Source organism: Allosphingosinicella sp. (genome assembly GCF_059502505.1).
The window spans coordinates 103337-116296 of record NZ_JCACEU010000012.1 but is presented as its reverse complement, the minus strand read 5'-3'; the positions used below and the strand labels follow the sequence as shown (position 1 = coordinate 116296).

At 67.0% G+C, this 12960-nt stretch carries 12 protein-coding genes; 6 read left to right on the top strand and 6 right to left on the bottom strand.

The genetic code is table 11. The features are described 5' to 3' along the window. Both uxaC and AC5JBD_RS01080 read right to left on the bottom strand, forming a co-directional pair. Complete coding sequence (uxaC, locus tag AC5JBD_RS01085; RefSeq protein WP_495719904.1) at nucleotides 1-1437, bottom strand: glucuronate isomerase; 1437 nt, start codon at nucleotides 1435-1437, stop codon at nucleotides 1-3. 98 nt (nucleotides 1438-1535) lie between these two features. Then, entirely contained in the window at nucleotides 1536-2597 is a 1062-nt protein-coding gene (locus AC5JBD_RS01080) for a LacI family DNA-binding transcriptional regulator (RefSeq protein ID WP_495719903.1), read from the bottom strand. Between the two features lie 116 nt (nucleotides 2598-2713). Here AC5JBD_RS01080 and AC5JBD_RS01075 point away from each other — a divergent pair, with 116 nt between their 5' ends. From AC5JBD_RS01075 to AC5JBD_RS01060, 4 genes are all read left to right on the top strand, one after another. Then, nucleotides 2714-4231 carry a UxaA family hydrolase gene (locus AC5JBD_RS01075; protein WP_495719902.1) on the top strand — a complete coding sequence of 506 codons (1518 nt, stop codon included), beginning with the start codon at nucleotides 2714-2716 and terminating at the stop codon, nucleotides 4229-4231. Further along, the gene (locus AC5JBD_RS01070; RefSeq protein ID WP_495719901.1) at nucleotides 4228-5631 is read left to right on the top strand and encodes a mannitol dehydrogenase family protein; all 1404 of its coding nucleotides are present in this window, start codon (nucleotides 4228-4230) and stop codon (nucleotides 5629-5631) included. Before AC5JBD_RS01075 ends, AC5JBD_RS01070 begins: the two co-directional genes overlap by 4 nt. Further along, complete coding sequence (eda, locus tag AC5JBD_RS01065) at nucleotides 5624-6262, top strand: bifunctional 4-hydroxy-2-oxoglutarate aldolase/2-dehydro-3-deoxy-phosphogluconate aldolase (protein ID WP_495719900.1); 639 nt, start codon at nucleotides 5624-5626, stop codon at nucleotides 6260-6262. The genes AC5JBD_RS01070 and eda overlap by 8 nt, the downstream gene beginning before the upstream one ends. Before the next feature lie 82 nt (nucleotides 6263-6344). Continuing rightward, the gene (locus AC5JBD_RS01060; protein WP_495719899.1) at nucleotides 6345-7157 is read left to right on the top strand and encodes a 2-keto-4-pentenoate hydratase; all 813 of its coding nucleotides are present in this window, start codon (nucleotides 6345-6347) and stop codon (nucleotides 7155-7157) included. Here AC5JBD_RS01060 and AC5JBD_RS01055 read toward each other — a convergent pair. From AC5JBD_RS01055 to AC5JBD_RS01040, 4 genes are read right to left on the bottom strand one after another with little or no spacing between them, the layout of a single operon-like run. After that, nucleotides 7154-7678 carry a hypothetical protein gene (locus tag AC5JBD_RS01055; protein WP_495719898.1) on the bottom strand — a complete coding sequence of 175 codons (525 nt, stop codon included), beginning with the start codon at nucleotides 7676-7678 and terminating at the stop codon, nucleotides 7154-7156. The two genes, AC5JBD_RS01060 and AC5JBD_RS01055, sit on opposite strands and share 4 nt — an antisense overlap. A 10-nt stretch (nucleotides 7679-7688) precedes the next feature. After that, nucleotides 7689-8969 carry a TRAP transporter large permease gene (locus tag AC5JBD_RS01050; RefSeq protein WP_495719897.1) on the bottom strand — a complete coding sequence of 427 codons (1281 nt, stop codon included), beginning with the start codon at nucleotides 8967-8969 and terminating at the stop codon, nucleotides 7689-7691. Continuing rightward, nucleotides 8960-9469 carry a TRAP transporter small permease gene (locus tag AC5JBD_RS01045; RefSeq protein WP_495719896.1) on the bottom strand — a complete coding sequence of 170 codons (510 nt, stop codon included), beginning with the start codon at nucleotides 9467-9469 and terminating at the stop codon, nucleotides 8960-8962. Before AC5JBD_RS01045 ends, AC5JBD_RS01050 begins: the two co-directional genes overlap by 10 nt. Continuing rightward, nucleotides 9462-10466, bottom strand: a complete 1005-nt coding sequence (locus AC5JBD_RS01040; protein ID WP_495719895.1) for a TRAP transporter substrate-binding protein — start codon at nucleotides 10464-10466, stop codon at nucleotides 9462-9464. Before AC5JBD_RS01040 ends, AC5JBD_RS01045 begins: the two co-directional genes overlap by 8 nt. A 139-nt stretch (nucleotides 10467-10605) precedes the next feature. On the opposite strand from AC5JBD_RS01040, the gene AC5JBD_RS01035 reads away from it, so the two are divergent. Together AC5JBD_RS01035 and AC5JBD_RS01030 are read left to right on the top strand one after the other, a co-directional pair. Continuing rightward, nucleotides 10606-11925, top strand: a complete 1320-nt coding sequence (locus tag AC5JBD_RS01035) for a pectate lyase family protein (RefSeq protein ID WP_495719894.1) — start codon at nucleotides 10606-10608, stop codon at nucleotides 11923-11925. After that, nucleotides 11922-12959 (top strand): pectinesterase family protein, encoded by a 1038-nt coding sequence (locus tag AC5JBD_RS01030; protein WP_495719893.1) that lies wholly within the window; start codon nucleotides 11922-11924, stop codon nucleotides 12957-12959. The genes AC5JBD_RS01035 and AC5JBD_RS01030 overlap by 4 nt, the downstream gene beginning before the upstream one ends. The last annotated feature ends 1 nt before the right edge of the window (nucleotide 12960 follow it).

The window sequence follows — 12960 nt, the reverse complement described above, 5'->3', positions numbered from 1 at the left end:
TCAGGCGGCTTGGGCGTGGGGCTCGTCGAGGCGGTAGGCGCGCTTGACGAGGCCGTAAGTGAGTTCGTGGGCGAGTTCGGCGGCTTCCCAATCCTGCAGCCGCCCTTCGGCGACCAGGCGGGCGAGGAAGGCGCAGTCGACGCGGCGGGCGACGTCGTGCCGCGCGGGGATCGAGAGGAAGGCGCGGGTGTCGTCGTTGAAACCGACCGTGTTGTAGAAGCCGGCTGTCTCGGTCGTCATTTCGCGGAAGCGGCGCATGCCTTCAGGGCTGTCGTGGAACCACCAGGCGGGGCCCAGCTTCAGGCAAGGGTAATGGCCGGCAAGCGGTGCCAGTTCGCGGGCATAGGCACTCTCGTCCAGCGTGAAGAGGATGATGGTGAGTTTCCGCTCATTGCCGACCACGTCGAGCATGGGCTTCAGCGCGCGGACATAATCGGTCCGGGTCGGCATGTCCGCGCCCTTGTCGCGGCCATAGGCGTCGAACAGCCAGGCATTGTGGTTGCGGAAGGAGCCGGGATGGATCTGCATCGTCATCCCGTCCTCGACCGACATCCTGGCCATCTCGGTCAGCATCTGCGCCCGGAACAGCTCGGCGTCGGCGGCATTCCATGCGCCGCCAACGATCCGGCCGAAGAGCGCTTCGGCTTCGGCGGACGAAAGGTTGGCAGTCTGCGCTGTGGCAAAGCCGTGGTCGGTTGCCGTGGCGCCAGCAATGCGAAAGTCGGCGCGGCGCTTGCGGTGAGCCTCCAGATACCCCCGCCAGCTGTGGACGTCCTCGCCCGTCAGCTCCCCGAAACGCTGCAACGCGCCGGCAAAGGCCTCATGCTCGACATCGATGACGGCATCGGGCCGGTAAGTCGTGACCACCCGTCCCGGCCAGCCGGACGCGCGGATGGCGGCGTGGTGCTGAAGCGGGTCGTCCGCCCCTTCGGTAGTTGCCAGGAACTCGATGTTGAACCGCTCGAACAGGGCACGCGGCCGGAAGGCGGGCGTCGCGAGCGCTTCGTTGATCCGGTCGAAGTAGAGGTCGGCAGTGCCCGCCTCCAGCGCCACCTCGACCCCGAACACCTCGGCAAAGACATGGTCGAGCCACAGGCGCGAAGGCGTGCCGCGGAACAGATAATAATGCTGCGCGAACAGCCGCCATGCCTCGCGCGGATCTGCGGGCGACGGGCCGGAGCGGCTCGGCACGCCGAGCCGGTCGAGTGGAACGCCCTGGCTGTAGAACATCCGATAGAGATAATGGTCCGGCGCCAGCAGCAGCTCGGTCGCGTTCGTCCACGGCGCGTTCCCGGCGAACCAGGCGGGATCGATATGGCCGTGCGGGCTGACGATCGGCAGGCCCGCCACTTTGGCATAGAGGCTGCGGGCGATCGAGCGTGTGGTGGGGTCCGCCGGGAACAGCCTGTCCGGATCGAGCTTGAGGGGCCTGGTCATCGCTATCCTGAACGCTTCAGCGCGGGTGATCTCCGTCACCTCGGCAATAATAATCGGTAACCGGTGTCAGTAAGAAGAGCAAGACCGAACCTGAAGGGTCAAATAGTCGGCGGAGGCGCGACGGACGCCCGCTTCACCAGGCGGGAGATAAAGAGCGAGGGCTCTGCGACATCGTCATCCCCGTCGCCGTCCCCGGCCAAAAGCTTCAGCGCGGCCGATCGAGCCATCGAGATGATCGGCCAGCGCACCGTCGTCAGCGGCGGCCAGATGTGGGCGGCGATCGGCGTGTCGTCGAAGCCGATGATCGAGAGCTCTTCCGGCACCTGGATGCCACGCTGCCGGGCGGCGTGGACGGTGCCGGCCGCCATCTCGTCATTGCTCGCGAAGATCGCGGTGGGACGCGGCGACAGATCCAGCAACTTCTCGGCAGCGGCGATGCCCGACTCGAACGTGTAATTACCTTCCGCAATGAGGCTCCTTGGCAGCTTGATGCCGGCAGCCTTGAGCGCGTCCTCGAAACCGTGGCGCCGCTCGACGGCAGAACGGAAGCCATGCGGGCCTGCAATGAGGCCGATCTGTCGATGCCCCTGCTCGATCAGAAAAGCTGTCGCCGAGCGCACCGCCTCCCGATCGTTCGAAGCGACCATATGGTCGGGATCGTCGAGCTCGGCGGAACCCATCCGCACATAGCGGCAACCGAGCTCCTCGCAGAGCCGCGCCAGCGCATCGTTTTCGGAGATAGGCGGCAGGATCACGACTCCGTAGAGCCGCTGCCGCTCTAGGAAGTGGCGGACGTCGTCCAGCATGGCCGAGGAGCCGCGGTCGACCGGCCGCACGATCATCTCATATTCGCTGCCCTGCAGCGCCTCCAGGATGCCCTGCTGGACATTGAGCACCATCTGCGCGTTGGGATTGTCGTGGATCAGGCCAATCAGGAAATTGGTGCGCAGCGCCAGCCCGCGCGCCTGCGGATTTGGAACGTAGCCGATCTCGCGGATCACATCGAGAACTCGCTGGCGGGTCTCGTCATTGAGCAAGGGCGAGCGGTTGATGACGCGGCTCACGGTCTTCTTCGACACACCCGAAAGCCTCGCGACATCGTTGATCGTTGGCTTGCTGGTGCGGCGCCCGTTCCAGTCCTGGTCTGCCTTGCTGCTCACGCTTCGTCTCCCGCGGCAGTGGATAGCCGAGCCGCCGCCCAAACAAAAGCAAGGCCGCGCCTTGTCCGCCGTTTCAACAGCAGTTATATGACACCGGTTACCAATCGAGACAATGGATGACCGACGCCGACCTCATCGAGCGCTCCGCTGAGACACGCAGCCTGCTCCGGCTCGACGGGCGCGACGATGTCGCCGTCGCGTTGCGGCCAATCGCGAAGGGTGAGCGCCTGCAAATCGGCAGCGACTGGATCGAGGCACAGGAGGCTATCCCCTACGGCCACAAGATCGCGATCCGCGCCCGTTCCCGCGGCGAAAAGGTGCGCAAGTTCGGCTGGCCTATCGGGGCCATGAAAGCCGACGTGCAGCCCGGCGAGCATGTCCACGACCACAATGTAGCGACTTTGCTGAGCGGGGTGGAGGGCTATAGCTATGAGCCGCTCGCCGAGGAGCCGCTCGACAGCCCCTCGACGCTGCACTTCGACGGCTACCGCCGCGCCGACGGGCGGGTCGGCACCCGCAACGAGATCTGGATCCTGCCCACGGTCGGCTGCGTCGCCCGCACGGCCGACAAGATCGCCGTCGTCGCTCATGCGCGCCATTCTACGCTGATCGACGGCGTCTACGCCTTCACTCATCCGTTCGGCTGCTCGCAGCTCGGCGACGATCTCGCCGGCACGCGCTCGGTGCTCGCCGCGCTCGCCTGTCATCCCAATGCCGGCGGCGTCCTGCTTGTCGGCCTCGGCTGCGAATCGAACCAGCTCGACCGATTGATCGAGGAGATACCCGGGAACCTTCGCGGCCGGGTCCGCACCTTGCGCGCCCAAGGCGTCGAGGACGAGGTGCAGGAAGGCCTCGCTTCGGTGGACGGGCTTGTCGCCACGGCTTCGCTGGCACGCCGCGAAAAGGTGGGCCTGTCGGAGCTCGTGTTGGGCCTGAAGTGCGGCGGCTCCGACGGCTTTTCGGGCCTTACCGCGAACCCGCTGGTCGGACGCATGGCGGACCAGGTGGTCGCCGCGGGCGGCACCGCCATCCTCAGCGAAATCCCGGAAGTGTTCGGCGCCGAGCGGCTGCTCATGGCGCGTGCGCGCGACCGCCACGTCTTCGACGGCATCGTGGGCGTGGTGAACGACTTCAAGCGCTACTTTCTGGCGCATAACGAGCCGGTGTCGGAGAACCCCTCCCCCGGCAACATTGCGGGCGGCATCACCACGCTGGAGGAAAAGTCGCTTGGCGCCGTGCAGAAGGCCGGACGGGCACGGGTCGAGGATGTCCTGCGCTACGGCGAACGGGTGCGCCGCCGCGGCCTCACCCTGCTCGAGGCGCCGGGCAACGACGCGGTGTCCTGCACCGCGCTCGCAGCGGCCGGGGCGACGGTCATCCTCTTCACCACCGGACGCGGCACGCCGCTCGGCTTCCCAGTGCCGACCGTAAAGATCGCCTCGAATTCCGACCTTGCGCAGCGCAAGCGCGGGTGGATCGACTTCGACGCCGGACGGGTGCTCGAGGAGGGGATCGAGCCAGTCGCCGGAAGCCTGCTCGAGCGCATCGCCGGCATCGCGTCCGGCCAGCAGACCGCCGCCGAGCGCAACGGCGAACGCGAGATCGCGATCTGGAAACGTGGCGTCACCCTGTGACGTCCCTTGCCTACGATCGATCGAAGCTGGGCACCGGAATCCTGCACTTCGGCCCCGGTGCCTTCCACCGCGCTCACCAGGCCGACTATATCGACCGCCTACTCGCGGGAGATCCCCGCTGGGGCATCGCCGCCGTGTCCCTCCGCTCGGCCGAGACAGTCGATGGGCTGATGCGGCAGGACGGCCTCTACACGCTCGCCATTCTTGACGAGCAGACGAGTTATCGCACCATCGGAGCGCACAACCGTTTCTTGGGACCCGGGGAAGCCGGGAAGGTCCGACAGTTGCTCGGCCAGGGCGAAATCCGGATCGTATCCAGCACGGTGACCGAGAAGGGCTATTGCCTGGCGGGCGACGGCACGCTCGACTTCGCTCATCCCGACATCGTGCACGATCTCGCCTCGCCGGAAACACCGGTCAGCATCATCGGCTGGCTCACGCTCGGGCTGAAGGACCGGCGGGAGGCGCGGCTCGCGCCATTCACGGCGCTTTGCTGCGACAACATGGTCTCGAACGGCAAGAAGCTGCGGCGGGCCGTGATCGACTATGCTGAGCGGCTCGACCCGGAGCTTGCGCGCTGGATCGCCGGAGAGGTCGCCTTTCCCGATGCCATGGTCGATTCGATCACGCCCGCAGCGGACGACGCGCTCCGCCGGATGGTGAAGGCGGCGACCGGCTTCGACGACGCCATTCCTGTGCGCCGGGAGGCCTATGCGGCATGGATTATCGAGGACATCCTGCCCGCAGGATCACCGGCCCTGGCATCGGTCGGGGCCGTGCTGGCGAAGGATGTCGGCGCATGGGAAAAGGCGAAGCTTCGCATCCTCAACGGCGCGCATTCGACACTTGCTTATCTAGGCCTGCTGATCGGCTATGAGACGGTGGCTGATGCTATGCGCGACGCCGAGCTCGTCGCCTTCGTCGAGCGGCTGATCCGGGACGACATCATCCCGAGCCTCGCGCCCTCCCCGCTCGATCTGGGCGGCTATGCGGGGGAAATACTGCGGCGCTTCCGCAACCCCGCCATCCACCACAAGCTCTCGCAGATCGCCTGGGACGGCTCGCAGAAGCTTCCTTACCGGCTGCTGGATACCGTCTCCGATGCACTCGACCACGGCCGGCCGTTGGCGCGGCTGGCCGTACCCATCGCCGCCTGGATGGTCTTCATCAGGCGCCAGGCGAATGCCAGAGCCGAGATCGTCGACCCGCTCTCGGAAAAGCTGATCGCCGCCGCGCGGGCCGGTGATCTGGTCGACGAGTTGCTCGCGATCCGCCAGATCTTCCCAACCCGTCTTGCCGGGCGGCCGGAATTCCGAACCGCGGTCGCGCAATCGGTCAGTATCATGCGCCAGGAAGGCGCCAGATCCTGCCTCACGCCGCGAGAGGAAAGCCATGCCTGACATCGACCGCATCCTCGCCGCGGCTCCGGTCATTCCCGTGCTCGTGGTGGAGCGGGTCGACGACGCGCTGCCGATCGCCCGTGCCCTGGTCGACGGCGGTCTCCCTGTGCTGGAGGTGACGTTGCGCACTCCCGCCGCGCTCGATGCCATCCGCGCGATGAAGCAGGTGGCGGGTGCCATCGTAGGCGCGGGCACCGTGCTCAATCCCCAGCAGTTCGAAGCCGCCGTCGAGGCGGGTTCTGAGTTCGTCGTCAGCCCCGGCCTCACGCAGTCGCTCGGTGAGGCAGCGGCCCAGTCGCCCATTCCTCTCCTGCCCGGTATCGCCAGTGCGGGCGACATCATGCGCGCCCTCGATCTCGGTTTCTCCCGCCTCAAATTCTTCCCCGCCACCGCATCGGGAGGGCTCCCCGCCCTCAAGGCTCTGAGCGCGGTCTTCGGCAACGTCCGTTTCTGCCCCACGGGCGGCATCACTGCCGAGACGGCGCCGGAGTGGCTGGCGCTTCAGTCGGTCGCCTGTGTCGGCGGGAGTTGGCTCGTCCCCTCGGGGCAGCCGGTCGAGCCGGAGGCGATCCGGCGCCGTGCCGCAGTGGCCGCTGCGCTCCGGACAAACGCCTTGAAGCCAGCATCTTGATCCCGGAGCCGCGCAGGAGTTGTTGCATATGACACCGGTTTCCAATAGGCTTCCGGAAAACGACCTGTTGAGGGGCTCTGAGGTGTCTGTGCTGTCCGACGACGCGGCGACGATCGCCGGCCGTTTCCTGTCCGCGCGCCGCGCAGCAGGCGGCCTGGCCGATTATCCCGGCGTCTTCCCGTCGACTCTCGAAGATGCGTATCGAATCCAGGACGAGGCGATTGCCGCATGGGCGCAGCCCGTGATCGGCTGGAAGGTCGGCCGGATTCTGCCGCCTCTGTCGGAGCAGTTCGGCACCGATCGCCTGGCCGGGCCGATTTTCGCGCCCCAGACCGCGGTCGCGAACGGACAAGAGCCGAAGATGCCGGTCTTCGCAGAGGGGTTCGCCGCCGGGGAGGCCGAATATCTGCTGCGGATCGGCCGCACCCCGCCGCGCGACAAGCGCAACTTCACGCTCGACGAGGCCGCCGACCTGATCGATGCGGTGCATGTCGGCATCGAGATTGCGAGCTCTCCCCTCGGCGACATCAACAAGCTCGGACCGATCGCCGTCATATCCGATTTCGGCAACAATAACGGCCTGGTGCTCGGCGACGAGATTGCCGACTGGCGCTCCAGCGGCTTCGAGGGGTGGGATGTGACCACCTTGATCGATAGCAAGGAAGTGGGCACCGGACGCGCCACTTCATTTCCCGACGGCGCGATCGGCGCCGCGCGCTTCCTGTTCGAGCTGATGGCGCGGCGCGGGATCGCGCTGCAGCCGGGCCAGTGGATCTCCTCAGGCGCGGTCACCGGCGTGCACGACGCACTTCCGGGACAGTTGGTCGAGGCGCGGTTCGGCGAGGCCTACAGCGTCAAATGCAGTCTGGAGGCGGCGCGGCCTCAGCAGGCCTAGTGCGCCCACTCCTGCGTCAGGGTCTCGGCCTTCCGGCCGTCCCATTTGACCTCCAGCTTGCGCTCCTGCGGGTCGCCATTGGCAGCCGCGTAAAGCTCGTAAATCACGACGCCGTCCTGCTGCCTGCTCTCGATCACCCGCGTCGGCTGCAACGTCGCGTCGGCGGCGGCGCTCGCCTCTCGGACGGCCGCAGGCGCGGCTGAGAAGTCGATATCGCGCTGCGTCTCTACGACGCGCCAGCGTCCGCCTTCTTCCATGATGTCGAACTCAATTTCGGACCCGTCGGCGAGCTTGCCCTCGATGTCGAAGTAGCGGCGCCCCTCCCGCGTCTCCGCTTCCGCTTCGGCAGGGGTGAAGCCGGGCTGCTCCGCGGCGGCGGCGGCCAGCACCTCCTGGGGCACATCGGCCAACGCCACGTCCCGCTTTCCTGAAGTCTCGACCTTCTCGACGGCCTCGCCCGGAGCCGCCTCCCCTCCGCATGCCGCGAGACCGAGGAGAGCAAGGGGAAGCAGCATCTTCACGGGAGGATCCTCATCCGAAATAGCGGGGAAGTGCGAGCGACAGCTCGGGAACGTAGCTGACCAGCATCAGCGCGACGACGAGCGCGCCGTAAAAGGGCCAGATCGTCTTCACCGCCCGCTCGACCGGAATGCCGCCGATCGCAGAGCCGACGAACAGCACCGAGCCGACCGGCGGGGTCACCAGGCCGATGCCGAGGTTGAGCATCATGATGATCCCGAAATGCACCGGATCGATGCCCAGCGGCATCAGGATCGGCAGGAAGATCGGCGTGGTGATCACGATCAGCGGTGCCATGTCCATGAACGTGCCAAGGAGCAGCAGGATCACGTTGACGATCAGCAGGACCAGGATCGGGTTCTCGGTGATGAACCCGATCAGCCCGGCCAATTGCGCAGGCACCTCAAGAATGGCCAGCGCAAAGCCGAAGCCGGTAGCCGCCGCGATGATGAGGAGCACCATCGCCGCCGTCTTCACCGACTGAATCGCAGCTTCCATGAAGTTGCGCCAGCCGAGCGACCGGTAGACCAGCACGCCCACGGCGATCGTGTAGATGACGGCGATCGCCGAGGATTCGGTCGGCGTGAAGATGCCGCTGAGGATGCCGCCCATGATGATGACGGCGGTGAGGAGGCCCGGGATCGCGAACACTGCGGCGCGCACAAACGGGCGCCAGCCGGGGAAAACGCCCTTGGGGTAGCCGCGCTTGACCGCCACCAGCCACGACACCGCCATCAGGAGCAGCCCGGTGAGAATACCGGGCACGACGCCCGCCAGGAACAGGTCGCCGATCGAGACGCCCGTGCCGGACGCGGCCGCATAGATGATCATGTTGTGGGACGGCGGGATCAGCAGTCCGACGATGGCCGCCGTCACGGTGACGTTCACGCAATAGTCGCTGTCATACCCCTTGTCCTTCATCAGCGGGATCAGCGTCGATCCCATCGCCGAGGCGCTGGCGATGGCCGAGCCGGAGACGGCGCCGAACAGCATTGATGCGCCGACATTGACCTGGCCAAGGCCGCCGCGGGCGCGGCCGAACATCGCCTCCGCCACCTGCACCAGCCGCGTCGCAATGCCGGCGCGATACATGAGGTCTCCGGCGAAGATGAAGAAGGGGATCGCCATGAGGTTGAACACGCTGATGCCCGCCGCCATGCGCTGGAATGCGACGACCAGCGGGATGTCGAGCGCCAAGAAGGCGGCAATGGTGGCGCCGAGCAGCGCGAACGCCACCGGCACGCCCATCGCCAGCAGGGCCACCAGCGTCAGCAGAAGAATGGCTAGCTCCACCGGCTCATCTCCTGGTCGGCGCTCTCCTCGCCGGCAGCGTCCTCGAGCATCAGCTCGATCGTGAAAATGGTCATCAGCACGCCCGACAGCGGCAGCGGCAGATAGGCGACGCCGCGCGGCAGGCCGAGCGTGGGAATGACGTGGCTCCAGGTCCGGGCGACCAGCTCCCCGCCCCAGATCGCGATCGCGACGCCGCTGAAGCCGACCACGAGATGCGCGATGAAGCGCATGATGTGGCGCCCGCGCGGCGAGAGCACGGATTCCACCGCGAGGATGCGAATGTGGAACCCCTCACGCACGCCAGCGGCGGCGGCGAAGAAGGCGTACCAGATCATCAGCACCAGCGCCGCCTGCTCCGCCCAGGCGGGGCTGGAGCTGAGCACGTAACGACCGAACACCTGCCATCCGATGATTGCGGTCATCGCGATCAGCCCGACGGCGCCCGCCTGGAGCAGGAGCGCGCTGGCCGCCGCATTCACCCGTCTCAGCCGCTCAAGCATTTGCTGCTCCCATGGCCAGGATCGCGTCGACCACCTGGCGCTGTTCCGGCGTCTTCACGAAGCTCTCCCACACCGGCCGCATGCTCGCACGGAAGGTCTCACGGTCGACTTCGTTGACCTTGACGCCTTCCCCCAGCAACGCGGCGCGTGCCGCCGCCACCCGCGCGTCCCACAGCCGCCGCATGTACGGAACGGAGTCGCGCGCGCTCGCCATCACGATGCTTTGGTCGGCCGCGCTGAGATCGTCCCAGCTGGTCTTCGACATCAGCAGCACTTCGGGTGCCATCACGTGGTTGGTGAGGCTGTAATAGGGCGCGACCTCGTAATGGCGCCCGCTCTGATAGGAGGGCCAGTTATTCTCTGCCCCGTCGACCACGCCCTGGACCAGCCCCTGATAGACCTCGCCAAGATCCATCGGCGTCGCATCGGCGCCGATGGAGCGGATCATCGAGACGTAGAGATCGGAATTCTGCACCCGGATCTTGAGGCCGCGCATGTCCTCCGGCCGCCGGATCGGGCGCTTTGTGTTGTAGAAGGAGCGGCCGCCTGAATCGTAGAAGCACAGGCCGATGAGATCGTGCTTCTCCAGCGATGCGAGCACCCGGCGTCCCGGCTCGCCGTCCAGCGAGCGGCGCAGATGCTCCTCGCTTTCGAACAGGAAGGGAAGCGAGGGCACGATCGTGAGCGGCTCGATCGAGTTGAGCGGCGCCAGGTTGACCCGGTTGAAGTCCAGGCCGCCGAAGCTGGTGATCTCGAGCGTGTCGCGCTCCGCCCCCAGCTGTCCGCCCGGAAACAGCTTCAGCTTCAACCGTCCGCCGCTGCGCTGCTCGATGAGATCGCCGAAATAGCGGAACGCCTGGACGGTAGGATAATCGCGGGGATGGGTATCAGTGCCGTAGAGCGTTCCACCCGAGGAGCGGCCGCACCCGGCGAGCGGCAAGGCGAGCACGCCGGCGAGGCCGCCGGCCAGCACCCCTCGCCTGCTCCATCCGCTCATGGGATCCGCCTCGCAAACACGCGGCGCATCGTCTCTGCTTTCATCGCACTCTCTCTGGTCGTCTGCTCTGGCGGCAGCCTTGCGTGATCGCAACGTGGCACAGGATGACACCGGTATCAATAGCTGCTACGCCACCTCTATGCTGCTGACTTACTTGCTTGCCTTGGCCGCCCCCGCGACCTCCACCCCTCCCGCCTTTCCCGGTGCCGAGGGAGCCGGAGCTCTGTCTCGCGGCGGTCGCGGTGGACGCGTGCTGAAGGTCACCAATCTGGAGGACAGCGGTCCCGGCTCGCTGCGAGCCGCAGTTGAGGCGAAGGGGCCGCGCACGATCGTGTTCGACGTCGGCGGCACGATACAGCTGAAGAAGCCGCTGGTGGTCCGCAACGGACAGGTGACGATCGCCGGCCAGACCGCGCCGGGCGGCGGCATCACGCTGCGCGACCGCCACCTCGACATCGCCGCGGACGACGTAGTCGTTCGTTACATCCGCTCCCGCCTCGGCGACGAGAGCCGCGTCGAGAGCGACGCCTTCACGATCAGCAGCGGCCGGCGGATCATCGTGGACCATGTTTCCGCCAGCTGGTCTGTGGACGAGACGCTCTCTTCCGGATCGGATTATAAGACGCCCAAGGACGATCTTCGCGACGTCACGGTGCAGTGGTCGATCATCTCGGAATCCCTGAGGAAGTCCGTCCACGCAAAGGGCGAGCATGGCTACGGCTCGCTGCTCCGCGGCGCCCGCGGAGCGCGAATGAGCTTCCATCACAATCTCTGGGCTCATCATGTCGCCCGCATGCCGCGGCCGGGAAACTACCTCCAGCCCGCGCAGGACAGCGTCGGCGCCTATTACGACCTCCGCTCCAACGTCTTCTACAATTGGGGCGGGAGCCAGGCCGGCTACAATGCCGACAGCGGCGAGAAGGCGTCGCATGCGGCGTATAATTTCGTCGACAACGCCTACAAAACGGGGCCCGACACCGACAAGCCGGTCGCCTTCAACGAGCGCAACCCGATCGCCCGTGCCTGGTTCGCCGGCAACAGCATGAACGGCACGATCCCGGCAAATCCCTGGAGCCTCGTCACCGGACGCGACGATGCGGCCTATCGCCTCGCCGGCCCGATCCACTTCCCCGCAGTCACCCGGGATGCGGCACCGAAGGCGTTTGAAAAGGTGCTTGCCAGTGCCGGCGCGTCCCGCGTCAGGGACGCGGTGGACCAGCGTGTGGTCGAGACGGTCCGAACCGGGACCGGCGGCCTGATCGACAGCCAGAAGGAAGTCGGCGGCTGGCCTGACCTCGCCCGCGGCACCCCTTGGCAGGACGGCGACGGCGACGGCATGCCCGACGATTGGGAGCGCGCCCACGGCCTCGATCCGGCCAGTCCCGCCGACGGTTCGGCCGACCGCGATGGCGACGGCTACACCAATGTCGAGGAATGGCTGAACTCGCTGGTGCGATGATCCGTCTTTCCCGCCGCGGCGTCTGCGCCGGCATGGCGGCGTCGCTGCTCGCCCGCCCCGCCCGCGCGGCCGGCTTCAACGCCGTGGTGCGGAAGAGCGGCGGCACCCATCCCAGCCTCGCCGCGGCCCTGGCAGACGCGCCCGCGGGGGACGCACCTTATCATATCCTGATCGGCTCCGGCCGCTGGGAAGAGAAGCTCACCATCAGCCGGCCAAACGTGGTGCTGGTGGGCGAGCAGCGCGGCCGCAGCGTGATCACCTCCTCCGTAGCGTCCGGTCACGACAAGCCCGGCGGCGGCAAGTGGGGCACATTCGGCTCGGCGACGCTGACGGTGGAGGCGCCCGGCTTCACTGCCCGCAATCTCACCATCGAGAACGGCTTCGACTATCTCGCCAATCTCCGCACCCGTCGCGTCGACGACGCGCAGGCGGTGGCGCTGGCGCTCGGCAATGCCGCGGACCGCACGCTGATCGAAGGCTGCGACCTGATCGGTCACCAGGACACATTCTATCTTCGGGCCGGCCGTGCGCTGGTGCGCGACTGCCTGATCATGGGCAGCATCGACTTCATCTTCGGCGGCGCTTCGGCTCTGTTCGAGGCCTGCGAGATCCGCTCGCGCCTGCGCCGCGGTGAAGAGCTCCAGGGCTATGTCGCCGCGCCGAGCACCCATCGAGACCAGCCGATCGGCCTCGTCTTCGACCGCTGCCGCCTCACCCGCGAAGCCGGGCTGCCGGACGGGTCGGTCTGGCTCGGACGTCCCTGGCGGGCCGGCGGCAACACGGAGCTGCTCGGCGCCGCCGTCTACCTGCGCTGCTGGATGGACGCGCACATTCATCCCGATGGCTGGACCTGGATGGGCTATCGCGGCCCCGGCGGCTATCCGATGAAGCTGGAAGCAGGCGACGCCCGCTTTGCCGAATATGCGAGCAGCGGTCCCGGCGCACACCCAAGCCGAACGAGACCGGCGCTGAGTCCGGCCGAAGGCGCCGCCTACCGCCCGTCAGCCATCTTCGGCGACTGGCGGCCGAACTGAC